The organism is Mesorhizobium caraganae (assembly GCF_016836705.1).
Taxonomy (GTDB): domain Bacteria; phylum Pseudomonadota; class Alphaproteobacteria; order Rhizobiales; family Rhizobiaceae; genus Mesorhizobium; species Mesorhizobium caraganae.
Genome location: NZ_JAFCGY010000007.1, coordinates 52,336 through 75,785, shown reverse-complemented (window position 1 = coordinate 75,785; position 23,450 = coordinate 52,336). Strand labels below are relative to the sequence as shown.

At 58.5% G+C, this 23,450-nt stretch carries 24 protein-coding genes and 3 pseudogenes; 9 read left to right on the top strand and 18 right to left on the bottom strand.

Annotated features, from left to right (window positions below; genetic code table 11):
* Nucleotides 1-183: 183 nt before the first annotated feature.
* Nucleotides 184-714, top strand: a complete 531-nt coding sequence (locus JQK88_RS36110) for a peptidoglycan-binding domain-containing protein (RefSeq protein ID WP_246749859.1) — start codon at nt 184-186, stop codon at nt 712-714.
* 808 nt (nt 715-1,522) lie between these two features.
* On the opposite strand, the gene JQK88_RS15895 is transcribed toward JQK88_RS36110, so the two are convergent.
* The 7 genes and pseudogenes from JQK88_RS15895 to JQK88_RS15870 all read right to left on the bottom strand — a co-directional run bounded on the left by JQK88_RS15895 (nt 1,523) and on the right by JQK88_RS15870 (nt 4,991).
* Nucleotides 1,523-1,786 (bottom strand): YMGG-like glycine zipper-containing protein, encoded by a 264-nt coding sequence (locus JQK88_RS15895; protein WP_112564442.1) that lies wholly within the window; start codon nt 1,784-1,786, stop codon nt 1,523-1,525.
* A gap of 32 nt (nt 1,787-1,818) precedes the next feature.
* Nucleotides 1,819-2,151, bottom strand: a complete 333-nt coding sequence (locus JQK88_RS15890; RefSeq protein ID WP_192252103.1) for a hypothetical protein — start codon at nt 2,149-2,151, stop codon at nt 1,819-1,821.
* Between the two features lie 32 nt (nt 2,152-2,183).
* Nucleotides 2,184-2,454 (bottom strand): annotated as a pseudogene (locus JQK88_RS36105) (low affinity iron permease family protein).
* A gap of 392 nt (nt 2,455-2,846) precedes the next feature.
* Nucleotides 2,847-3,359, bottom strand: a complete 513-nt coding sequence (locus tag JQK88_RS15885) for a DUF6894 family protein (RefSeq protein ID WP_203278807.1) — start codon at nt 3,357-3,359, stop codon at nt 2,847-2,849.
* A gap of 49 nt (nt 3,360-3,408) precedes the next feature.
* Nucleotides 3,409-4,035 carry a hypothetical protein gene (locus JQK88_RS15880; protein WP_246749842.1) on the bottom strand — a complete coding sequence of 209 codons (627 nt, stop codon included), beginning with the start codon at nt 4,033-4,035 and terminating at the stop codon, nt 3,409-3,411.
* Nucleotides 4,036-4,051: 16 nt separating this feature from the next.
* Nucleotides 4,052-4,462 (bottom strand): phage holin family protein, encoded by a 411-nt coding sequence (locus JQK88_RS15875; protein WP_192252095.1) that lies wholly within the window; start codon nt 4,460-4,462, stop codon nt 4,052-4,054.
* Between the two features lie 16 nt (nt 4,463-4,478).
* Nucleotides 4,479-4,991, bottom strand: a complete 513-nt coding sequence (locus tag JQK88_RS15870) for a hypothetical protein (protein ID WP_312037278.1) — start codon at nt 4,989-4,991, stop codon at nt 4,479-4,481.
* Between the two features lie 518 nt (nt 4,992-5,509).
* Between JQK88_RS15870 and JQK88_RS15865 the strand changes: the two genes are divergently transcribed.
* The 3 genes from JQK88_RS15865 to JQK88_RS15855 all read left to right on the top strand — a co-directional run bounded on the left by JQK88_RS15865 (nt 5,510) and on the right by JQK88_RS15855 (nt 8,630).
* Nucleotides 5,510-5,980, top strand: a complete 471-nt coding sequence (locus tag JQK88_RS15865) for a VOC family protein (protein ID WP_203278857.1) — start codon at nt 5,510-5,512, stop codon at nt 5,978-5,980.
* Nucleotides 5,981-6,186: 206 nt separating this feature from the next.
* The gene (locus JQK88_RS15860; RefSeq protein WP_312037277.1) at nt 6,187-6,534 is read left to right on the top strand and encodes a response regulator; all 348 of its coding nucleotides are present in this window, start codon (nt 6,187-6,189) and stop codon (nt 6,532-6,534) included.
* 35 nt (nt 6,535-6,569) lie between these two features.
* Nucleotides 6,570-8,630 (top strand): sensor histidine kinase, encoded by a 2,061-nt coding sequence (locus JQK88_RS15855; protein WP_246749841.1) that lies wholly within the window; start codon nt 6,570-6,572, stop codon nt 8,628-8,630.
* A gap of 770 nt (nt 8,631-9,400) precedes the next feature.
* Here the strand turns inward: JQK88_RS15855 and JQK88_RS15850 are convergent.
* The 6 genes from JQK88_RS15850 to JQK88_RS15825 all read right to left on the bottom strand — a co-directional run bounded on the left by JQK88_RS15850 (nt 9,401) and on the right by JQK88_RS15825 (nt 13,309).
* Nucleotides 9,401-10,801, bottom strand: coding sequence for a phospholipase D family protein (locus JQK88_RS15850; protein ID WP_192252089.1), 1,401 nt, complete (start codon nt 10,799-10,801; stop codon nt 9,401-9,403).
* Nucleotides 10,802-10,967: 166 nt separating this feature from the next.
* Nucleotides 10,968-11,471, bottom strand: coding sequence for a hypothetical protein (locus JQK88_RS15845; RefSeq protein WP_203278805.1), 504 nt, complete (start codon nt 11,469-11,471; stop codon nt 10,968-10,970).
* Between the two features lie 58 nt (nt 11,472-11,529).
* Nucleotides 11,530-11,934 carry a host attachment family protein gene (locus tag JQK88_RS15840; RefSeq protein ID WP_203278804.1) on the bottom strand — a complete coding sequence of 135 codons (405 nt, stop codon included), beginning with the start codon at nt 11,932-11,934 and terminating at the stop codon, nt 11,530-11,532.
* Nucleotides 11,935-12,195: 261 nt separating this feature from the next.
* On the bottom strand, nt 12,196-12,597 hold the full coding sequence (locus JQK88_RS15835) for a response regulator (protein ID WP_203278803.1): 402 nt from the start codon (nt 12,595-12,597) through the stop codon (nt 12,196-12,198).
* 267 nt (nt 12,598-12,864) lie between these two features.
* The gene (locus tag JQK88_RS15830) at nt 12,865-13,104 is read right to left on the bottom strand and encodes a hypothetical protein (RefSeq protein WP_192252064.1); all 240 of its coding nucleotides are present in this window, start codon (nt 13,102-13,104) and stop codon (nt 12,865-12,867) included.
* A 13-nt stretch (nt 13,105-13,117) separates the two neighbouring features.
* Nucleotides 13,118-13,309: a hypothetical protein gene (locus tag JQK88_RS15825; protein ID WP_210328143.1), complete on the bottom strand. Its 192-nt coding sequence runs from the start codon at nt 13,307-13,309 to the stop codon at nt 13,118-13,120.
* Nucleotides 13,310-13,607: 298 nt separating this feature from the next.
* Here JQK88_RS15825 and JQK88_RS15820 point away from each other — a divergent pair, with 298 nt between their 5' ends.
* Entirely contained in the window at nt 13,608-13,937 is a 330-nt protein-coding gene (locus JQK88_RS15820) for a hypothetical protein (protein ID WP_192252058.1), read from the top strand.
* Between the two features lie 614 nt (nt 13,938-14,551).
* Here JQK88_RS15820 and JQK88_RS37395 read toward each other — a convergent pair.
* Nucleotides 14,552-16,461: pseudogene (locus JQK88_RS37395) on the bottom strand (hybrid sensor histidine kinase/response regulator).
* Nucleotides 16,462-16,900: 439 nt separating this feature from the next.
* On the opposite strand from JQK88_RS37395, the gene JQK88_RS15810 reads away from it, so the two are divergent.
* Nucleotides 16,901-17,086 (top strand): hypothetical protein, encoded by a 186-nt coding sequence (locus JQK88_RS15810; protein WP_203278802.1) that lies wholly within the window; start codon nt 16,901-16,903, stop codon nt 17,084-17,086.
* A gap of 178 nt (nt 17,087-17,264) precedes the next feature.
* A pseudogene (locus JQK88_RS15805) lies at nt 17,265-17,477 on the top strand (IS1 family transposase); the annotation flags it as partial.
* Between the two features lie 47 nt (nt 17,478-17,524).
* On the opposite strand, the gene JQK88_RS15800 reads toward JQK88_RS15805, so the two are convergent.
* Nucleotides 17,525-17,713 carry a DUF1059 domain-containing protein gene (locus JQK88_RS15800; RefSeq protein WP_192252055.1) on the bottom strand — a complete coding sequence of 63 codons (189 nt, stop codon included), beginning with the start codon at nt 17,711-17,713 and terminating at the stop codon, nt 17,525-17,527.
* A 305-nt stretch (nt 17,714-18,018) separates the two neighbouring features.
* Nucleotides 18,019-18,246 (bottom strand): hypothetical protein, encoded by a 228-nt coding sequence (locus JQK88_RS15795; protein ID WP_112564407.1) that lies wholly within the window; start codon nt 18,244-18,246, stop codon nt 18,019-18,021.
* A gap of 110 nt (nt 18,247-18,356) precedes the next feature.
* On the opposite strand from JQK88_RS15795, the gene JQK88_RS15790 reads away from it, so the two are divergent.
* Together JQK88_RS15790 and JQK88_RS15785 are read left to right on the top strand one after the other, a co-directional pair.
* Nucleotides 18,357-18,611, top strand: a complete 255-nt coding sequence (locus JQK88_RS15790; protein ID WP_203278801.1) for a hypothetical protein — start codon at nt 18,357-18,359, stop codon at nt 18,609-18,611.
* 339 nt (nt 18,612-18,950) lie between these two features.
* Nucleotides 18,951-19,139: a hypothetical protein gene (locus tag JQK88_RS15785; RefSeq protein WP_192252052.1), complete on the top strand. Its 189-nt coding sequence runs from the start codon at nt 18,951-18,953 to the stop codon at nt 19,137-19,139.
* 70 nt (nt 19,140-19,209) lie between these two features.
* Here the strand turns inward: JQK88_RS15785 and JQK88_RS15780 are convergent, their stop codons facing one another.
* Nucleotides 19,210-20,229 (bottom strand): ATP-dependent DNA ligase, encoded by a 1,020-nt coding sequence (locus JQK88_RS15780; RefSeq protein ID WP_203278800.1) that lies wholly within the window; start codon nt 20,227-20,229, stop codon nt 19,210-19,212.
* Nucleotides 20,226-22,871: a DNA ligase D gene (ligD, locus tag JQK88_RS15775; RefSeq protein WP_203278799.1), complete on the bottom strand. Its 2,646-nt coding sequence runs from the start codon at nt 22,869-22,871 to the stop codon at nt 20,226-20,228. Before ligD ends, JQK88_RS15780 begins: the two co-directional genes overlap by 4 nt.
* Between the last annotated feature and the right edge of the window lie 579 nt (nt 22,872-23,450).

Below are 23,450 nucleotides of genomic sequence, written 5' to 3'. Positions count from 1 at the left end.
TGAGCGACGATCTAAATGTTGGGTATCGTTGCCGCGCTATCCGGGAGTCGTCCGACTGATATTAGGGCCGCTACGAGGTTACGCTTGCGCTAAAGCCTTGAATTCCAATGCCTTGGGCCGAGTTCACGGAACCAAAAAAGCCGTGCGGCGTCATATAGGCAGGTCCCATCCGGGGTGAACTCGATGATCAGGCTCGTTGTTGTCGCGGCGGCGTTCCTCCTCGCTTGCGGCGCAGCCGAAGCGGCGAGGCCGGATCTGGCTGTCGTCAACCAGGCGCAATTGTCATCCGACACTGCAAAGTGTTTCAGTCCAGCCGTTCTGAAGGCACAAATTCTCTTGGACCGCGCGCGCTTCTCGCCAGGCCTGATCGACGGCCACCTTGGTAAGAGCTTCACCAAGGCGATCAGCGCCTTCCAGACGGCGAACGGATTCCCGTCCGATGGCAAGCTCACCCAGGAAACCTGGGACAAGCTGCTGGCCACCTCCGCGAGCCCGGTCCTGATCACCTTTGGGCTGACGCGCAAGGATGTGCGCGGACCTTTTACAAAGCGAATTCCGGCTCGCCTGGAGCGCATGGCCCGGCTGTCGAGGCTCGGCTATCACAATGCGGCCGAGAAGTTGGCGGAGCGCTTTCACAGCAGCGAGCCCCTGTTGCAAAGGTTCAATCCTGGCATCGGCTTGAGAAAGGATCGGCACGAAGTTGCTGGTCCCTGATATTGGTCGGGGCGATCCTCCCGCCATTCCCGAGGTTGAGATCGACAAGGAGGCTTGCGTGCTACGCGCGCTTGATCCTCCCGTAAAGCGCTCGCTGTCTACCCCGCCTCGATCGGGAGCGACGAAAAGCCCGCGCCGAGTGATCAGGCTGAGGTCAAACGCGTGGTGCACAATCCGACCTATCACTACGATCCCCACTTCGCTTTCAAGGGCGTCAAGACCAGCGCCCCTTCACCATTGCTGCCGGCCCTAACAATCCGGTGGGGTCTATATGGATCGATCTATCGATCGAAAGCTACGGCATTCACGGCCCGAGCCCGGCAAAATCGGGAAGACCTTCTCTGCATCAGGCTGACGAACTGGGATGTCGAAGACCTCGCCTCGAGGGTACAAAAGGGCACGAAAGTTACCTTCAAGGGCGCAATGGCCCACGCAATCGACAAACCCAAGTAGGCATACCCACCAATCGGTCATTTTGACCTGATTCAGAAAGCGGGACGTCACCTACCAGGCCTCGTCAACGTTGTCGACGTGGCACGCAAGGACGGATTCTGCTGGCGCTTCGTCCTGCTGTCGGGAATGGGAGCTGATCGCCCCTGGCTGGCAGGCAATCCTCAACCCCTCTCAAGGGAACCTGGAGAAAGTATGGTGGATCGCGGGCTGCCGCAAAGGGCTATTGGCTTCATCGATTTGACGCCAGCATCCGCTTCAATGTCCCATCCCGAAGCCAAAACTGATGGAAGAGAGCAGCCAAGGCCTGGACCGAAATCAGAGGCGCGTGATCTTAGAGGACCACGCGCCTTCCAAATCAGTAGCCGTCCGGGCACCGAGCCACGTAAACTCTTCCATACCTATCGCGGTATCTGCACTGGCCGGCTTCGCTGGCGTGCCCAATGACCGCCCCGGCTATCGCGCCGACTGCGCCGCCAACAACCGCGCCTTTGACGGGGTCGCCTGCCACGGCGGCGCCTACTGCTGCGCCGCCCAATCCGCCGACGGCAGCGCCCTGTTCGGTGCGCGAACATGCTGCGAGCGGGATAAGTAGACTCAAAATAAGAAGCGTCTTTTTCATTGATTCCTCCTTAGGCCATTATTAGCCATAACTTAAATGCGCGATCGGGTTTTTTGATCCACCGACACCCGCTGCCAGCAAGCGAAAATCAGATCAGGCATGTCGCATTTGCAGTCATCGGGCCTGATTTTCATTCGGCGTGCGACGTCCACCAACGCGGCACCGTCTCCTTCAATACTATCGACGAGTTCGCGAGCTTGATCGGGGTCGATGCCGGTTTCCCTTGACAGGAGGAAGACACGGAACGACTTCTCTTCAGATGGAACAGGCGCAACATACCCGCCCCCATCTTCAGCCAGACGCTTGGCGCGCTTCCGCGGTGTGCGCTTCCTCTGATCAGATGCCGTGAGCGGGTCGACGGACATGGCCACGTCGTCTGCTGGGCGAGAAACGCTCACTATCGCTGTCTTCGATCTGCCGCTTCTTCTTCGAGCACGATAAGCTTTTCCCGAATCTCCTCCGGCTCGGCGTGCTCCAATCCGACGACATCGTTTGTGGTTTCATCCGGTGAAACGATGATCTCATCGAGGCGTGGATGGCGGCGGTGTCTCGGTAGCCCTGAATGAGCACGATCCCCGTGATCACGGTAGCCGCTACTGAAAGCGCATAGGTAACGCATTTGTCATGCCAAAGGGCACCAGAGCGGTGCACGCCACCATGGCTATCATCAAGGCGTAGAAACCCGGTGGCCGCGATAGGAAATCGGCCGCCACGAAAAGGATGCTCCTTGCCGCGGTCAACAAGGCAATCAGGGCAGCGAGGGCGACGCAAATTGGCACTGCCCCAAGTAAGCCTGCCTCCAGGAACCGGACTTCTTTGTCGCGAAACATTAGTTCACCCCACGCTCACCAGTCAGGACAGAGGGTTCGATCGCCATTTTCCGCTGCAGTAGAACTCACAGCGCAGCAATGGGCCAAGCAGATGTTGGGATCGTCAGCCAAGGGATATTCCAATCATTCCTCCTGCAATCTGCATCTAACAACGAACGCAGGCAGTGGCTGTTCCGGACAGCACAATCCGCAAGACCATTGCGTCTTGTTCCTGGCCCGCAACTGCCAGGTCAAAGCGGCGTGTTTTCATTGGCCTGCCGGGCGGCTTGAGCCTCGGCAACGTCGATCGCGCAAAGCTCATTGCCGGCCTGGTCGCGCACGCGTAATAGCCATCCGGTCAGATCGTCAGCGCCGGGCTCCAGATCGACCAGCATGTCGATTGCGCAACGGATCGCTTCGGCACGAGCGGCCTCAAAACTTGGCATTTCGGCAGGGGGAACCTGGCGAGCCTGGTCCCCATCGCGATATTCGAACGTGTAAATACTGCTCTCCCCCGAGTGGATATCGTCGCGTTCCGCAGAACCATCCGACACGTCGTTCCCGTTGACGGGCATCTCGAACGTTGCGGTCTGGACAAGCAGGGCTTTTGCACGGTCAATTGCGCCGAGCGCGCCGTCGGCGTGTTCGCCTCGCGCCATTTCGACGGCGACAGATTCCCCGCCCTCACCTTCAAACACCACTCGAACCAGAGGCAGGCCGGAGGGCGCGGCCGCAGGTCCAATGTTGATTCCAACAATCTGCATGGGAATTCCTTCAATTGTTCAGTGATGAACAGCCTTACGCCACTGCCGATCAGCGATTTGGCTGATCGTCGTCTTCATCCGCGCGGCCGAGATAGTCGCTGGCTGCCGTCAATACGGACAGGAATGTAGCGGCGTATCTGGCAAATCCGAAGGTCTGTGCGGCGGCCAATTTCGCACCGCGCGCATATTCAGCGATAAACTTGTCCGCGGCATTCTGAACTTCAGCTCCAGCCTTGCCGAACAGGGCGCGCTCTTTTGCTGTGGGCTCGAACGCCTTGCCGATAATGTGGCCAAGCAACAGGCCTCCTGCAGATCCAGCAAGTACCTTCGCACGCATTGAGTTTGTGATCGCCTTGGGCGTATGGGCTTCGTGTCGAATTGACGCTGCGTCCGAATGCGTGGTGCCGGCAACCAGATCGACAGCGTCACGAGCGGCGCTTGCTGGGCCGCGGGCACTTCGCCTGCCGGCGTCAAACACCGCAACTGCGCCCAACGCGACTGCTGCGGCGGCGCCGCCATTATCCTTCACCGCGTCGGACACGCCGCCAAGCGCCTTCGCAAAATTCCGCTTGGCGTATCGGGTCGACGCATCGACCAGATTCCGGGGCTGCAGCCGCCGGCTTATTTCGCTGACAGGCTCAAACAAGGCCTGCCGTTCTGCGCGGCTTTGCAGCATGATCTCTCGCATCTCTTCACTGGGTTGAGCCAAAACGCATCCCCTGTTTTAGTGCTGCGATATCGGTGCGCACCTGGTTGACGGTCTCGACCGGTGTGATGGTCAATCCCGCCAGCGCTCGCTTGGCAAGATAGAGCAACAGCACTCCTCCGACCCCCAGCAAAACACCGACCGCCAGACAAGCGACCATCGGATTTACGCCGACATGGATCATCGCGAGGATCAGGAATTGGACCATCGCGAGCGCTGCCAGGAGAAAGAGTGCTAATGCGGCGATGCCGCATGCACCCGACGAGACGATCGTCGACGTCTTGACCTTCATCTCCGCCTGGAGAAGACGAAGATCGAGGCGCATCAGCGAAGCGAACTGGCTCAGCCCTTCGCTGAACACGCTCCCTAAGGGTCGGCGATCGGAACCATCATCCATTTGGAGTGCTCTCCTCTCAGGAGCGATCGGAGCTTCGCATGATGCGGGTGAGAACCACACCGGCCAGGATGCCGACGCCGAAAAAGGCGGCCGGTTGTCGCTGCGCGAATTTCGTCACTGAGTCCAGCAATTCGCCCACGTTGCGATCCCTGATATCCGACGAAATCCGTTCCACGCCTTCGGCCGCGCTGCGGACCATGCCAGCAACCTGTGGGGATTGCTTCTCGATGCCGTCGGCTGCTTCTTTGACGGAATGGGCGATATTAGCGATCGCGTCGGCGCCCGCGGTCTTGTTCGTCTCCACCGCTTCCTTGAATGCTCCAGCAGCATCCGATGCCACCGAGCCGGCATAATTTTTCGCGTCAGTCGAAACTGACGCGGCGGCGGTTTTGAGGTGCGTTGCGGTTTCAGCCGCGCTTGACTTCAATTTGCCGAGTGCTTCCTTGCTGGTGCCGGCTTTCTCGGCATCGGTGGTGTGAAGCCATTCCAGGTCGCTTGAAGCTCCGCTGAGGTCGATTGGTGTGTTCACGATTTTTCACTCCTGTTGTCGTGAATTGAACTCGGCCAACAGCAACCAGTTCCTACCGCAAACGAATATTCCTGCCGCCAAATTTGCCGCCCGGACCGGGGCGTCGCAAGTGGCCTCAGGTACCCCTGACTTCGTATCGCCGATGGACAACCCCGTCGGCGGGCCAATCCAGTCCGGACCAAGGGCAGCAACCTGCCGACGTTCAAATGACGAGCTGGCAGCAAAGGAGGAGCGATGGGCAAAGCCAACGACCAGCACCGAACCGGATACGGACACCTGCCCCTACGAGCTGAATTTTTTTTGCCTACAAGCACGTCCTGTCCCGGGAGACGCCGGAGGTCATTTTGCGCAACGACGGGCCATCCCGGCCGCGGTGCGATTGCGCGGCTGCAGCCAATCTTCGCTTCAAGCGTTTGAGGGACATGAGAGCCAAGCCGCCGGCGACGAGCAACAAATCCTAGAGTGCCATGACGGGAAGCGCTGGTCTGCGACTGACTTCAGATCGAAAGCAACACGCAATACCAAAAAATACGATTTGCCTCTGGTACGACAAGGACGCGGAGGCTGCGGCTCGGTTTTACGTCGAGACCTTCCCGATAGCGAAGTGGGTGCCCGTCCATCGCGCACCAAGTGACGTTCTGTCCGGAAAGAAGGGCGACGTCTTGACGGTCGAATTTACCGTCGCTGGCGTTCCCTGTATCGGCCTCAATGGCGGCCCAGCGTTCAAACAGAGCGAAGCCTTCTCATTCCAGATCGCCACCGACGATCAGAAAGAGACGGACCGCCACCGGAATGCAATCATCGGCAATGGCGGCCAAGAAAGCGCCTGCGGTTGGTGTAAAGACAAGTGGGGCGTGTCCTGGCAAATTACACCGCGCACACTGACCGAGGCGATTGCGGCCGGCGGCGACGAAGCCAAGCGCGCGTTTGATGCGATGATGGACATGAAGAAAGTCGATGTCGCAGTGATTGAGGCGCGTCGCGGCTGAGGTTCGATCGCGCCGAGGGGCCATCTGCGAACGTCAGGGAACCAATGATTCTGCTGCGAATTGTTAGCGGGCGCTAACAGTTTCGTGGGAGGGATATAATGGGTCGTCGAGATTGCTTTGGCGTGCTGGGATTCCGATTCTGATGATCATTCTCGTCATGCTGTTCGCGCGCTAGGTGCCACTTGGCTGACCAAAGGCGCCCTAGAGTGCTCGTTGTTGAGGACGAAGTGCTTGTCGCCATGCTCATCGAAGACATGTTGGCGGACTTGGGATTTGAGGTTCTCGGCCCCGCAATGCGCCTTGACACTGCACTAAAGATGGCGAGGGAAGAAACGTTTGATCTCGCGGTTCTGGACGTCAATTTGGCGAATGAACAATCCTTTCCCGTAGCCCATCTGCTCCAGGAGCGAGGTATCCCTTTCTTTTTCGCCACAGGCTACGGTCTGCGTGGACTGGACGAGCGCTTCAAAGAAGTCATGACACTTCAAAAGCCCTTCGAACCGCACCAACTCGCAGATGCAATTTCCTCGGCCTTACCAAGGCGGGATAAATAGATTCATTTTCTAGATCACACTTGATTAGTCTCAGCATGGTGATTGGCGCGCCGAACAATGTGGGGATGAAATTGCCTCGTCTCTCAGCTCGATTGTATCTCCTGGGTCTGATAACAGCCGCGGTTGTACCGGTTTGGCTCTTTGCTGCTTACCTCCTCGCGCAATACGCGTTGAACGAGCGGTCGCGTTTCGAGAGTGAGGCGCTGCAGGTCGCGCACCAGATGTCACTCGTGGTCGAAGGCGAGATTACCAACCTCGCCACGGTGGTAGACGGTCTGTCTAAATCCTCCGCTATGTCTCGAGGCGACCTGATGACGCTGCACAAGGAAGCGGCCCGCTTGGTGCTGGGTACAGATCGCATCATCTTTTTGCGTGACGTAGGCCGCAACCAGTTGCTCAGCACTCAGGCGCCCTTCGGCACCGCCTTGCCGCCAGTCTCTGCGTTGTCAACATCGGAGATAGCCAAGCTAAGGTCCAATCTGCCGATCGTCAGTGGCGTCTATGCGGTTTCGGGCATATATCGAATTGCAGTCTCTATTCCTGTGCGTGGCCCGAACGGCGAAGACTGGCTCCTCGCCATTTCGGTCCGCACCGACCACATTCGCGACATCATGATGCCGGCTGTGCCGGAGGGTTGGACTATTGGAGTTGGTGACCGGGAGGGCGCCTATGTGGCAAGGTCCTCGCTTCACGAGGAAATGACCGGTAAGCCGGGCTTGCCCGAGTATCTGGAGAAAGTAGCCGGCCGCTCGGGGACGTTCACCTCCCGCAACTTTCAGGGCATGACGCTGCTGGCCGGCTACTACCGCTCCGGCGCCTCCAACTGGTTCTACACCGCAAACGTGCCGCTCTCGATCGTTCAGGCACCTCTTTGGCGATCCCTGTCAGCGATCGCCGCCCTTGCCCTTGTGGCAATGTTGATCTCTTCCGCACTCACCTACGTGGTCGGCAAGGGGTTCGCCAAGGCGGCCCGCGATCTGGCTAGCCGCGCTAATGCCTTGGGACAAGGCCGACCGGTCAAGGCCATGTCCACCGCGATCTCAGAGTTTGCAGTGATCGCTGACGCGCTTGTCGCCGCCGAACGCGCGCTTGCTGAACGCGAATTCGAACTGGAAGCTGTGCTGGAAACGGCGCCTGCGGCGGTCTGGTTCACCTACGATCCCCAAGCACGCCGGGTGATACGCAATCGCTTCGCCGCGGAACTCATGGGTTTGCCGACCGACACTCGGAAGTCCTTCGGCACGACCGATTTGGTCATCGACACGATCGCCCTGCAGGATGGCCATACTGTGAGCCGCGAAGATCGGCCGCTCAGCAAGGCGATGCGCGGCGAGCAGACAGACAATCAGGAATTTGCTTACATCCTTCCGAATGGCGTTCAGCGCACACTTCTGTCGAGTGCCCGCCCGATCCGCGGCACTTCTGGCAAGGTCATCGGCGCCGTGCAGGTCAGCCTCGACATAACCGCACGCAAGCAGGGCGAAGAACAGCGCAGGCTCCTTGTTAACGAGCTCAATCACCGTGTGAAAAACACCTTGGCGGTTGTTCAGTCCATCGCGAGCCAAACCCTGCGCAATGCCACCAGTTTGCCCGAGGCGGGACGCTCGCTCACAAGCAGGCTCGTCTCCCTCGCCAAGGCACACGATATCCTGACGCAAGAGAATTGGAGCGGTGCCGATCTGAAGGAAGTCGTCACGGCGGCACTTTCACCGCATGCCAATAGGGAGCGCTTGCAAATCTCAGGGGATGCGGTCTGGCTTTCCCCTGCCCTGGCACTGTCCCTGTCATTGGGTTTCCATGAGCTGGCCACCAATGCAATCAAATACGGAGCACTCTCGTGCAAGGAAGGAACCGTCTCCATCTCCTGGGCGGTGAGCCGGCGAGGGGAGAGCAAGCACGTTCGAATTGAATGGCGCGAGCTGGACGGCCCCCCTGTGGTAGCCGTCGAGCGCAAAGGATTCGGTACGCGGATGCTTGAAGGGCTTCTCGGGCCACAATCGGTAGGGAACGTTACCATTACGTTCGAGCCGACCGGGCTCGTTTGCGTTTTTGAGATTGAGCTGGGAGAATCCGCGGGACCCGATAACGCGTCCTGAGCTCAGCGCGAGGTGTGCCTTTCGCCCGATCTCTCGTTCCACCTTGCACAGCCCGCGCACAGGACTCGACAGACTTCCCATCACGGGACGAGCTGAGCGCGCTATTAAGGTCTGCGCATAACCATACTGTAACGCGAGACCCTCCCATCGGGAACGAAGCGCGAAGCCGTCAGTCCGATGCACCGCCGGCAAAGAACGTCATCCGGTATTTTGCGGAGAGGATCGTTCAATGACGCGATGTCTTTCAACGCGACGATGTCAAGGTCCTCGCGGCATTGATCAAAGTGGATGCCGATGACCGTCTGCCTAAGGAAGGTGCCAGGCGATCTGAGTGCCGCGGAAAAGTGCGGTTCAGCCGCCCGGCACCGTGGCACGAAAAAGGCTCCCCGAAGGAAGCCTTGGCGGTGTGGCCGAGAACCTCTACCAAACAAATTATCCCACATTTTGTGCGTGCAGCTCAAGCTCGTCTCATGGCGAAGGCGCGGCTTGACGGTCTCGGCGAACAGAGCGGCGCGCAAGCCGGACTCAGCGCCGATGTAAAGTCGTTGGCGCCATCTAACTCAGATGTGTGAGATCTATAAGTACCAGTCGTCTCTTACTGTATGAAGGGACTATTCGGACCAAATGCTCACCGGCGCTGCATCACCTCAAGGATGACGTCGACCACGCTGCCAACTTTACGAGGTTCCTCCGTTTGAACCTCCTCGTCAGGCGCGCTGTACATCGTCTGGCCGTCATTGCATCCAAGTAGATCCGGGTCGTGGGGCTGGCTAAAGCTGAGATTCAATCGGAAGGTAACGGACCAAGCCCGCCAGGATACGGCGATAGAACCCGGCTTCTGGTTCATCCGTGAAGTCCTGCATTTTGCCTCCGTCACAGCCGTGCCAGTGCAGAACATTGTGCTTCAGTTCGAGACGGTAACTCGCTTCCGGAGATACCTCTGATTGGAATCGATCCCGCAGCTCAGCAACCAATTTCGCATCCTCAAAGAGGACGCCCATTTCCGAATTCAAAGACACCGACCGCGGATCGAAATTAAAGGAGCCGACGAAGCCGGTCCTGTCGTCAACGGTGAATGCTTTCGTGTGCAGACTGGCGCCCTTTGAACCAAACACCGAGATTGACGGCTGACGGCTGAAGGGTTGAAGCTCGAAAAGTTTGACGCCCTTCCTCAGCAGCCGCTTGCGGTAGTTTGCGTAAGCGCCATGGACCGCGGCGACGTCTGTGGCGGCCAGGGAATTGGTCAGAACCGAGACGTCAACACCGGCACCGACAAGGTCCAGCAACATCGCGGAGCCTCTTTTGCCAGGGATGAAATAGGGAGACACAATTTCCAGACACTTGCGTGTCGATTGAATGATGGGGCGCAGCTCTTTCATAAGCCAGCTGCGACGTCTCCAACCACGAACCTTCTCAGGTGGATCGGAAATAACCCGCACACCCTCCACCCAGTGAACATCGTTGCTGGCCGCGATAAACTCTACGACAGAGCCTCGGTCCCCAATGCCGTTCAAGAATTTTGACTCGGTTTCGGACTCGTTCACTTCGAACCGTTTGACCTGCTCATGCTCCGTCGCTGAACCAAGTGTCTTGATTGGCTTGGATTCTTCGCATGCCCAGAAGGCATCAAATATTGCCGCCGTTTGCTGTACTGCAGGCCCCATGAGCAGCATGTCGAGGTCCTGGAAATTGGTCTCTGCCGCATCGAAATAGGCATCGCCAACATTGCGCCCGCCGACAATGGCAAACCTGTCATCGGCGATCCAAGCCTTGTTGTGCATCCGTCTTGTCAGTGCAAAGAGCCGCAACAGCACTTCCACGCCACGCATGATCCGGCCGCTCCTGATGCCGCTCGGATTGAACAACTTCAATTCGATGTTTGGATGATTGTTCAGCGCCCAATAGGCAGCGTCGTTTTTGCGCGGATTGACGTCGTCAAGGAGCATGCGCACCCGCACGCCGCGCTCAGCGGCTCGAAAAACCTCCTGCAGTAACAAACGGCCAGTGTGGTCATCGTGCCAAAGGTAGTACATGAGGTCGAGCGTGCGCACTGCGCTCCGTGCCGCCAGCACGCGCACGGCGAAGGCGTCATAGTTGTCCGAAACAAGCAGCAAGCCGCTCTTGCCGGCCTTGATGTTGTCGTCTGCGGTTTGAGAAACCGATACGTCCATGAAAATTGGCCACCTTCGGACGGCGGTCGCAGCCGGCCCTGCTCAAAATCATAGCAAGAACCCGTCACTGCCATTCTGGTTGCATGTCCAGCCGTTTAATAGCCTGGAGCTGCCCGTCAAATGATCCGTCAAAATGACGGCGAACCAGCGGTGGACCACCTAAATCCTACGGCCGGTTCAGGTTGATCTCGCTGATGACAATGTTCTTCCCGGTGGATGGGTCTTTGTCGGTTGTCGTCAGACGCATCCCGTTGTCGCCAACCTTCTCCAGTTTCAACTGCGCAGCCCGGTCACCATTGACTTCTTTCGCCCAACGAATGCCCAGCACCAAGGCGTCGCCTGAACGATTGCCATTGAGTCCAGCCGGGCCGGTGCTCGATCCGGTATAGGTGCCCGTATATGTCTCGCCATTTGTCTTGACGTCGGCGCCGATGGCTCGCGAAAACACGACGTAGCCTGTACATTTGCCATCAAGTGTCAGCGAGCTCACTGTAGCGCTGGACGGAAATTTGCAATTGATCTTGATGGGCTTGGAATCGGCGTCGGTTTTCACCGTGCCCTTGCCAACCCAACTCCCGGCGAATGATTTCAGAAACGCGCCATCGTCGGCATGTGTGGGCCCTGCGATGCAGAGCATTATTGCCGCGAACCCGCCTAGGGATTTCTTCATGATAAGTATCCTTCAATTCAACAAAGTGGATGATAGGGGAATGGCAAATGCCATCCGCCTAGGCGGCGGCAACTGCCTTCTCTATCTCCTGAGCCGAATGGCCCGTGAGATCCTTGGCGATTTCGCCGATGAGCACGGCTGACAGTTTCTGATGGTAGTGTTTGCGCAGTTCGCCAAGCGTTCGGGGCGCGGCGATGATGATCAGATTGTCGATCTGCCCGCCAAGAACCTGGCGGTTGAGCAGGTCGGCAGTTCCGGCTGCGAAGCTATCTTCCTCGATCCGGCTGTTGTCCGGGTTGGCGGAGCTGCTCTGATGCCGGGCGCCGGATCCCTTGTTCTCGTTTGTCACGTCCTCAACTGCCGAGGCAGTCAGGCTGGGATTGGCCTGGTCTCCCGAATTGCGAAACAAATTGAGCTTCTCGCCATCAGCTACGGCTACGGTCGCTCCCTTGGGGATATCCATTTTTATTGATCTCCGAGATTGCGCCAGCCGGTGGCGAATCCGGTTGATTGCCCGCTGACGTCAGTCTCAACGTTTCAACGCGTTATTGGATGCCTTTCGTGAAGTTGGGTCGAAACCGGATGTCCCCGCTTTTCGAAAGGCCGGCAGTGGGCAGCACTCGGCCTAGCGAGGCGAGCGCCAGCCCGAACAAGTTGAAACCCTCAGACTCAAGCGAAGGAGCGATCCGCTGGTCGTGCAATGCGGCCATTTGAACTGGCAAACCTAGTCATCAGGATCGTTGGTGCTAGGGGCAGGCTGCGCATTCATCAGCGTAGATAGGGCGGTGATGATCTGGGGCAGGAAGAATGGCTTGGTGATCATAACGCTTTCAGGGACGCCCTCGGCGCCCCAATGGATAGCACTGTCGCCGCTCACGTAGACGACGGGGATGCTCGAGTTGGCCTGGCGCAAATGCCTCGCTATTTCCCAGCCGGATTTACCAATTCCCAGGCGGATGTCCGTAACGAGGCCCTTGAACTTGGTTGGATCCGCGTCGAACGCCGCCAAAGCCTTTTCGGCGTCATTAACGGCTATAACTTCGAAACCCGCTTCCTGCAGCGCCGTCTCGACGTCAAGCAGGATGAGCGGCTCATCCTCAACGACCAAAACCGCACCGATACTCATTTGTGAATGTCCCCCATTGCGCACCACTACGGTTCAAACTGGGGTTTGGTTCCAAAAGCACACGAATAGCCCGATCTTGCCACCGTCGCCGGAGGGCACATCCCCAACCAGCGAAGCGGCCTCACCAAACGGAACAAGCTATGGAGGATGCGAGACCACCGGAGCTATATCGGCGCTGTGGTCGATGCGTCGATGGCTCTGACGGCCGGCCGAGTTGTCACGCTACGCTCGGGAAGTCTGATTGGAATTGCAAGCGTTGCGATACGGTCACGGGTCGCTCGGCTGCTCGCTGAGCGCAGCCTCATCGAATTCCGACTCAAGCTCATCACTTACAGGCTTGGGCTTCACCGCACCCGCGCCAAACTCTCCATCAAAGCCCTGCAACCATGCATCGGCGTAATCATGCCAATAGTCAGGCACGGCTCTGTCCTTGCCGTCCTTGCGTGCTTGCGCGCCATACATCCACGCATAGCCGGCGCGCTCCTGGTCCTTTTTCGCCACGGCCATTCAGGTCTCTCGGTCAATCGTCTGGGTTGGTGGAACGTCTGTCCAATATTCCGAAATCTGCGGAACGGGACCCGCTTTCAGCTTCCAGAAATCCTTCCGCAGCCAAGCCACGCCTGAGCAATTCCCGGACCGCAGCAGCCCTGCTAGGCATGCGTTTCTGAAAGCGCCAGGTATCGAGCGCCGTGAATTCCTTAGCGTTGAGCATGACCTGAAGACGTTCTGGTCGCTCAAGATTATCCGCCACAGCTGCCTCCAATTGGTCGTTGAGTGAAATGAGTAACTTACCCGTGTGCCTCATAAGACCTAAAAGGGCGCGTAGGTTCCAAAGGCGTCAAATACATTTGATGCATGCCCTACTCACCATCATCAAATTCATCCAAAGGCGTAACCTACTAACTTATTGATTTAGCTATATATTATTTTGGAATTTACTTGCTTTCAGATTATTTCGGCTGCATGTTCACATCCGAGGGAAAACCCAGTCCTTGGGACAGGAGTTGACCATGCAATATTCCACAAGCCTGCGAGATGATCTCAACCAGATGGTTGTGGACGAGATTCGAAAGTACGGGATCGTGAACGTACCGGTAATGGCGGAGCGCATTCGAGCCCAGCAACCGGATGAAGGTTTCACCGCCCTTGATGCAGAGCGCTTAGTGTTAGGTTTCGCAGCCCTGTATTGCGCACCCATTGAGTTTGACAGCACGGGGTGTGCCTGGCGCAAGCGAAGGCCGGTGTCGGCGGTTAACGATGGTCTGCTGTTAGAGTTTGTCGAAGACGGCGATATGGCAGCGCTTGCCGGCCAGCCCGCGGCTGGGATCAAGGCAGCCTAGTGCTGTCGCAGGCACGGAGCCCGTCAAACCTTGCCTGTACATCCTGCAGCAAAGGGGATGCCGAAATTAGCCTTCGCCTCGCATGAAGGCCCGCATCGGACTGTTTCGCCCTATCAACTCTGCATGGAGTGCAAAGAGCCTGCGTGTGCTCTTCAAGGTCGAGTTCGCCACGCGCCTCAATTTTCAATAGGTACTCCCTTGACTCGACGCTCGCCCGAGCCGGTCGCGGGATGGGCACATATGGCCATAGCGCTTGCTCTTCTATTCGGTCTGTAATCTCGCGGTCGTTCCAGGTGCTGCCCGCGCTATGAACAACCTGATGGAGCACCTCGTAGGCGTCCTCATGGGCGTCGATGAGCGCCTGCAACTCCGGTGCGGTGGCCTCAACGCGCCAAAGATGGTTCAACGACAGACGCGACGGCGGCGAACGCAAGAAGTGTGCGGGGGGTGACTCCGGGCATGCGACATCCCCTTTTCTGTCTGACAGTTTCCCGGTACATTATAGCATCAGCGCAACAGCTCGCGGAGGTGCTCCGCGGAGCGAGCGCATTGTCTGCTGACAAGATGGCAGAAGCGGCTGAGCTGGCCATGCGGGATATTTGAAGCGGGAGGCTTCACCGCCGAAGGGCGATATCCAAGCCCTTTTCCAAGTCATCAAAGGGCTTGGCCAAGCGGGTGGCACTCGTCTGTGTGTCGGATGGAAGTTCGGTATAGCCCGTGGCTAGAATGGCAGGAAGATGGGGGCGCTCGGCCCTAGCCAGTTCTATGAGCTCGGCCCCTGTCATGCCTGGCATTGCGTGATCCGTGATCAGCAAATCCAGCTTCGCTTCACCCTTCAAGATCTCCAGCGCCCGCGTGCCTAAGCTTGCCTCCAAAACCGCATGGCCCAGATCCTCCAGCATTGCGACCGTGTTCATCAGGACAAGCGGGTCATCGTCGACAGCCAAGATTGATATCGCACGCCGGTTTGACGTGTTTGGTGGTGGCGTCAGGGCCGTTTCGACCTGAGGCTGAGCCAGAGCTGCGGGAAGCCAAATCTCTACTGTCGTCCCGGCGCCGAGTTGACTGTGAACGATGAGGCGGCCTCCTGACTGCTCGGCAAACCCCTGCGCCATTGCGAGACCCAAACCCGTCCCTTTGCCGATGCCTTTGGTCGTAAAGAAGGGCTCAGTCGCCCGTGCCAGCGTTTCGGCGTCCATTCCCTGGCCAACGTCTTTCACCGAGAAACGGACATAGCGGCCTGCTTTGAGCCTGTGAAGATTGAAAGCGTCCAACTCCTCCGCCTGAGCGCTAATGACGAGTGGCCCACCAGAAGGCATTGCATCTCGCGCATTGACTGCAAGATTCAAAAGTACTGACTCCAGCTGGTTGGGGTCAGTCACAACACTGGGCAGCGACAGGGGAAATTGGGTCAAAACAGGGATAGACGGACCGAGAGCCCGTCCAAGCATATCCGTCATGCCACGCACGAGTTCAGGAACAGAGACCGTTTGTTGGTCAAGGTCTTGGCGGCGTGCAAACGCCAAACATTCGCTGGGTTAGCGAAGAGCCCCTCTCCGCAGCCTGCAAAGCGTTGTCCAGGAGAGACACCAGTTTTCGGATCATTGGACAGGCGCTTCCGTATCATCGAGAGGCTGCTCAGGATCACCATCAAAAGATGTTGAAGTCGTGCGCGACCCCACCGGTGAGCTGACCTATCGCTTCCAGTTTTTGGATTTGGAAGAGTTGTTCGCGGGTTTGCTCGAGCTCTTTCTGAGCCTTGCTGCGTTCGGTCACATCGCGGGTGATTTTGGCAAAGCCAATCAGCTCCCCGCTGTCATTTCGGATTGCATCGATGATCACATGGGCGAGAAACGTCGTTCCGTCCTTGCGTAAACGCCAAGCTTCCCGCTCGAAACGTCCTTCCTTTGCGGCGATCGTAAGGCTCTCTTCCGGAAGCCCAGCTTTTCGGTCAGCCTCGAGATAGAAGCGCGAAAAATGTTCGCCTAGAATCTCGTCGGCCTGGTAGCCTTTAATCCGCTCCGCCCCCAGGTTCCAGCTGGTTACAAATCGCTTCGGATCCAACATGTAAATGGCGTAATCGGCTACGCTCTGAACCAAAATTCGAAACTGTTCTTCGCTGCTTTTCAGTGCCTGTTGAGCGCTTTGTCTTTCAGTCAGGTCCCGGGTGATTTTGGCAAATCCGACCACTGAGCCGTCGGCGCCACGCACGGGATCGATAACCACGTGCGTCCAGTACTCCGTGCCGTCCTTGCCGCGCCACCCTTCGCCCTCGAACCGTCCCTCAACCGCGGCCGTTTTCAGCGCACGCTCGGGCAACCCTGAGGTCCTATCCCCCTGCCTGTACCGATGATCTCGACTGCGCTGTACCCCATGGATTTTTGCGCGCCCGGACTACAGCTGCTTACGATTCGTTTGCATCCAGAAGGTACACCGCATAATCGGTGATAGAATCGATGAGTAGGCGATAGCGGTCCTCAACAGGAAGCGATGAGGTAGGCTGCTCGATTGACAGTTTTTGCAAGTTCCTGCTCCCGTAACAGCTAGAAACGCTAGCGCTAACCCTTGGTTCCGTTCTGACAACGGTGGCCTATCTTCTGAAGGTGTGGCTGCCATCGGAAGGTTCGCCATAGATCTCGGCAATATTCCAAGCGATGGCGCTCCGAGCGCACCCAACAAGACGCCCAGAACAGGCCGCCCAATGCGCCCAGCGAGCTTTGTTTTCTGGAGTGTCGTTCGTCATAAACGCACCCTGGGAGGGGCGCGGGCCGGCCAAGATTTGAGGGAAATCCTGATCGGTGGCAGGGGCCGATGAAGGCCTCCCGCTTGTGCCTCCACAGAAATGAGGACGTTCCGGTCAAATACAAAAAAGGGCCGTCGGCGTTCGCGAGAGGTATCAGCTTTGCCGGGGAACGAGATCCTAAGGCGGCGGTTAACCGGAATCGCGGATACGGGAGTAAAAAATGGGATTCTTTGGCAAATACTTTTTCGGCCTCGGCCGCAAAAAGTCTGACGACAAGCAGCCGACCGGCGACATGCGTAAGGCTACGGGCGCCGGCCCAGCTATTGCAGCCCATTCAAAGGACGCCAAAAGCTCGGCGGCCACAGGACAGAACTCGTCGGCGGCGAAGAAGAAATCGGACAACTGAGCGTGGGGTGCGTTAGGACATGGGACAGGTCTCCCGATCGAGGTCGCACTTGGCTACGCCGTAGCGCCAACGATGGTTCGTCGCGGCGCGCCGGCACTGATAAAACAACAGAAGCTGGCGCCCCTCGGTGGCGAACGCAATTTCTGGACCTGAGGTAGTGGGTCAGTTTGCGGGGCCCCAGAACCTTACCATGCGGATGCATATGCGCCGCTTCACGCGCCTAACCAATGGCTTTTCCAAAAAGGTGGAGGCTCATGCCAATGCGGGTTGCCCTGCACTTCATGTATTACAATTTGTCCGCATTCATGCTTCGCTGCGCGTGACGCCGGCAATGGCTGCCGGCGTCACTTACAAGCTTTGGGAGATCGCCGACATCGTTGCGCTGATCGAGGCGGGGGAAGCCCACAAGCCGTTGGTTCGGTCCCTATAAGAGCGCACTTAGCTGGCGACAATCAGCTTCTGGACTTCGGCCCGATCCTCCTGCGACCATTGCTTGGGGTCTTCGCCGTGGGCAACCTCGCCGTGAAGCTCCACATGCTTCATGACCTCCGAAGCAGTCTCCGCTGTGAAGCTCGCCGGACAGCTCTCATTCCCCGGATAATCCCTGCATCGATACGTGTACGGCATCGCTGCCTCCGTATATTAGAGAACGCTTTAGGAGAGCGAGCGAACGCGAGTTTTGTCAACGGAATTTCAAACTGACCCACTACCGGACCTGATGATTGATGGTCAAAGGGGCGAGTTTGGGCTATGTGAGCCGGTCCGGGCAATCAGTACTAGATCGCTCTCTCATACGATCGCTGGTCTCCCGTTACGGAGGCCTCAGCCTGTCGCAAGGCATCGTTAATGTCGTCGATAGAGACCAGGGCTTTAAGCATAAGCTCGAAACGCGACAGCCATCAACAGGCCTTCAAGCTGAAGATTGGCGACATTTATGGCCGGGTCTTCTCTTCGTCGCTCGGCGACGCCTGACTTGGATTTTGGCCATCTGACTGGTGTGTCTTGTCATCGACGTCGTTTACAGGACGCGTCAGCCCAATCCCGTCTTTCGGCTTCTTGTTGCCAGCCGCGTCTTGCGAGAACGCGTCCGAAGGGTCCGGGCCGGTCCGGGTCGGATATTTCGTCGCTCCGGTTTCGCGATGGTTTTCGTTGTCGGGCATTTTGATCCTCCTGGCTGATGGATCGATAACCACGCCAGACGTCAAGGAGTTCCGCGCCTCATGGAACATTCCTCCCAGCAGGTCGTTGGCCAGCAAAGGAGATCGTTAGAATGGGCAGCATCAAAGACCTCAACAAGGCTATTATCAAGGAACCTGAAAGCGCCGGCGCCAAAATCGAACGCAAGAATCCGAGCGACAAGGATCCCGGCGGAGCCACAAAACTGCGGGAGCCGCGAACGGGAAGGCAGCCTTCTACCGATCCGTTCTCAAACCGGCGGAGCGATGCACGGCCGGTAAGCGGCAAGACAACGCGCCCAACCGAGAAGCCGGAGAATAGTCATGCCGCCCGGACCAGAGCGGACTGACGACCCGCCGGTAGACGCACCAACCTGGGCGCCGGACGTACGTGAACCTGATCCCGATCTTCTTCCAGATGAGCTACCCGTCCCCAATCCCGACGAAAACCGTGACCCGCCAAAGCGAGCTCTGACAGAGCAGCGGCGACGTAGTCAAAGCTCGCTTCGCGTCGGCCTCTGTCACTGCCAGGATTGTCGGCGCGTGAGCGGCAGCGCGTTCAACTTCTTTGGCGTTTGGTCGCGATCGTTTATGAAGGAACGGGAACCCTCACGACATTTGAAGGCCGAAGTTTCTGCTCCGTTTGCGGTTCCCGTGTCGCATCGCTACGCGATGACGAGGCGGAGGCCATGCTCAGTGCTCTCGACCTTGCTCCCAGCGATATCATCCCGGGCTACGAACTCTGGCTCGCGCCGGGAACCGTGGCTGATGAATCTGCCATGGCCGAACAGTATCAACACGATCGCGAGCCGCGCACCATCGATGCTCCGCCGATCGAATCTGACATTCCAGCGCCGGCGCAACAGCCTGAGACTTAGTGTCGTCCCTAGGCAGTTGTGGCGGTTTCCTGAGCTGGGACCCGTTTTCGAGGGGCGACCCGGAGAGCCGTCATGTTTTCAATATCTGGTCGAACGTGCACTGCTTTGGGCTCTTGTCAGGGCGCCATCGCATAAGTTTTGTGCCATGCCGAAATCGATCGCCAGTGATGTGATCGAAGCGGACTTCCACTACGAGTTCTGGACGAACGGGCTCCCACTGTCCGCTCCTTTCCGTGCTCCACCGGCTCGGGCCGCCGGGGGCTTTGCCAGTAAATCCTGGGGGCGATCGCAGCGCTTCAAGTTCCCGCGTCAGCGTTGAACGATCTTGCCGGGCGATCGTCGATGTAAATCCCACGTGGTCGAGTTTGCCTTGGTCGTTGTAGAGGCCAACTAGCAAGGAGCCGACCTCGCGGGAGTTCGCCAGGTACCGAAATCCCCCGACCACGCAATCGGCCGTACGCAGGCGCTTGACCTTGACCATGGCGCGCTCGCCGGGCCGATATTCGCCATTGAGAAGCTTGGCGACAACGCCATCCGTTGAACCCTGACCGGATTCGCTTAGCCACTTCGTTGCAGTCCCCAAATTCTTCGTACAGCGCGACAGCTCAAGTCCGCTGGCCGGCTCTGCCCTCACCAAGGCTTCCAGCGCCGCGCGTCGTGCCGACAGCGGTTGATCCATCAAGCTGGCATCGGCACTGGCCAGCATGTCGAAGAGGATCAATTTGGCTGGGGTCTCGGCCGACAGTTTCCGAATCCTGCTTTCCGCTGGGTGCAGCCGCATCTGCAGCGCGTCAAACGAAAGGGAGCCTTCAACTTCAATGACGATCTCACCATCGACCACAAACTCCTGCGCATTCAGGTCGCGCAACATCGCAACTACCTCGGGAAAGTATCGGCCAAGTGGCTTGCCGGATTTCGCCCTTAATTCCACCTCGTCGCCGGCTTTGAACGCCAGGCAGCGAAACCCGTCCCATTTGGGTTCGTACTGCCATTGGCTGCTGTCATCAGGCAGCGCGTCCGCCGACTTTGCCTCCATGGGTTCAGTGTCCAACGGAAGGCCAAAGGACGGTTTCACAAGGTTCGATGTCATGCGGCCAGCTTTGCTGAACCCAGCCGCTTGATGGCGGTGGCGATCGACCGTTCGCCATCGTCATAGTCGGCCCAGGCGACGGTCCTTTTCAGGAGGCCCGGTACGGTTCGGACCGTGTATTTCTTCGGATCGAGATCCGCCTTGACCTGCCCCCATGTCAGCGGCATGGAGACGGTCGCGCCTTCCCTTGCCCGCGGTGACAGCGGAGCAACGGCAGTCGCCATGCGGTCGTTTCTGAGGTAGTCGAGAAATATGCGTGACGTCCGCAGCTTCTTGGCCATGTTGACGAGGTAGAGATCCGGGCGCTCAGCCGCCATCTGCATACAGACAGCTTTCGCGAAGGCCTTGGCGTCGGGCCATGTCGTCTTGCTGCGCTGGCTGGCCAGTGGCGTGACGACATGCAACCCTTTGCCACCCGTCGTCTTGCAAAAACTCACCAGGCCCAGATCTTCGAGGCGATCGCGCATTTCCTTGGCGGCTGCGACCACCTGCGCAAAGGAGACTTCCGGACCAGGATCCAGATCGAAGACGAGCCGGCCGGGCACTTCCGGATGACCGGGCTGGCAATTCCAGGGATGCAACTCAAGGCCGCCTATCTGGGCGATCGCTGCCAGACCCTCAACGCGGTCGATCTGCAGATATGGCTTGTGGTCGCCGAAGACTTTCACCAGTTCCAGCAGATTGGACGTGCCTGGCATCGCGTGGCGCTGGAAAAACTGCTCGCCTGCGTAGCCGTCCGGGGCCCGCACAAGCGAACAGGGGCGGCCTTTGAGATGTTTGATCATCCAAGGCCCCACGGCCGCAAAGTATTCTGCAAGATCGAGTTTGGTGACAGCGGTGCTATCGCCGGCGTTCGGCCAGAGCGGCTTGTCCGGCTTGGAAATGATGACGCCCATAACGACCGGGCTTTTTCCCGTCCTGCCAGTCACCTTGCCGGGGTCGGCAATCTGAGTCTCCTGGGGGTCGGCTGGGCGCTCGGCCTCGACTTCTTTCGCTGGCTTGTCTTCGCGAAGGCCCTTGAAGGCTGCCTGCCTGATATTGCCGCCGCCGGTCCAGCCGGCGAACTCGATTTCCGCAACCAGTTCCGGCTTGACCCAGAACACGGTCGCATCTTTTTTCGGTGCGCCATCGCCAGTAAACGGTGACTTTGCAGCCTTCATCTCCTTTAGCCTTGGCAGCAGCTGCTTCACCTTCGCCTCGCTGTAGCCGGTCCCGACACGGCCGATATAGGCGAAATGCTCGCCGCGGTTGACGCCGACCAGCAAGGACCGGAACTTGCCATTGGTGGTCGACCAGCCACCGATGACCACCTCATGCCCGGCGCGGCATTTCGATTTTGCCCAGGTGTCGGTCCTTCCCGAGACATAGGTTGCATCAGCCTTTTTGGAGATGATGCCTTCAAGCGCGAGTCGACAGGCGGACTGCAGCACCGCGTCGCCGCCATTGGTGAAGTGCTCGACATAGCGGATGAGATTTTCAGTCCCGCGATCGACGTCGCCGAGCATCTCGCTCAGCCGTTCCTTGCGCTCAGTGAGAGGCAGCTTTCGCAGATCGACACCATTTGCGAACAGCAAATCAAAGGCGAAGAAAATCAGATCCTTTGTCCGGCGCTCCGACAGCGCGGCTTGCATAGCGGCAAAATCGGGCGCCCCGTTTTCGCCGACCGCCACGATCTCACCGTCGATGATGGCATCGGGAAGGCTGGCGGCCTCTTTCGCGATAGCGCCGAATTTCTCTGTCCAGTCCAGGCCCTTCCGAGTCCTCAGCGTGGCGGCGCCATCTTCGACACGCATCTGGACGCGATAGCCATCGAACTTGATTTCGTGGACCCAGTTCGAACTGGCCGGCGGCCGGGAAAGCGTCGCGCAGAGTTGTGGAGGGATGAATTCGGGCATCGTCACCGCGGATGCCCTAACGGCTCGCTTTGGCCGTTGAGACGGCTTTGACGCTTTGGCGGCGCGCTCGTCTGCAGCGTGGCCGCGATTGCTGTCCCACACGGCATCAGCATCGGCCACCGAGGAGCCTTGCATCATGAAGGGCTTGGGTCCGGCGCCTTTGCCCGCGGCAATCTTATTCATGCTGCGTCCGGAGGCGACAGATCGGTCCTGCGCCAGCACCGCATCGCCATTGCCATCTGTCGCGTATTTGTCGCGGTGTTTGATCAGCAACCAATTGGTCCGCTTGCCGCCATTGCGGTCATGGTTCATCCGCACCAGGACGAAGCTGCCGTGCAGGCGCTTGCCGTCGAGCGTGAACTTCAGATCGCCCTTTTTCAGAGCCTGTTCGGGCGACGTCGAGCCTTCCGGCTCCCAATAGCCGCGATCCCAAAGCTGCACGGTGCCGCCACCATACTGGCCCTTGGGGATCGTGCCTTCGAAGTCCCCATAGTCTAACGGATGGTCTTCGACCTCGACCGCTAGGCGCTTGTCCTGAGGATTCAGTGACGGCCCTTTGGTGACGGCCCACGACTTGAAGACACCGCCGAGTTCCAGCCGCAGGTCGTAATGCAGACGCGTGGCATCGTGTTTTTGGATCACAAACCGAAGCCGGTTTGATTCCGCGATCGACGTCTCGCCGCTAGGCTCTTTTGTCTTCGAAAAATCCCGCTTGGCCCGATAGGTGGAAAGCTCGCCCGTTTTCATGGAAGTGCCCCGACTAATGACGCAATGCCAGGACTCAACGCGGTGAGGGAGTTTTGGTTCGTCTTTGCTGTGACGGTAATTCCACGCGCCGTGGGACTGGCGCGTTGTCGCACGCTTGCCAGCCAGCCGGCGGCATGTCGTGCGCACCGGGGCGAACGTGTGGGCAGGTCAGCTAATGACGGGCCCAGTGGTATCTGCAGAACTGCTCGTGGAGCTGAAAGCTGGACCGCGACGACGAGGCGGCGCCAATGCGGCAATCGCCATTGGCGACAAGCTCGGCGGCAAGGGCACGGTGGCGCTGACAAGTCGACGCTGGTCAAGATCCTCAACGGCGTGCACCCGGCCGGCTGCTACACCGGCACCATCAAGCTCGACGGCCGGCCCGTCAGTTTTGCCTCGCCCGCCGATGAGCGGTCGAACGGTGTCGGCTACACGTGCCGCAGCCCGACAGTCCGGCCACCGAGCCGACGGACAGGTCGAACTCGCCGGCGACCAGCAGGATGGTCTGGCCGATGGCAATGATGCACGCACTCCTCAACCTCATTAAGATTATAATTTTATAACTTGTCACGATGAAAA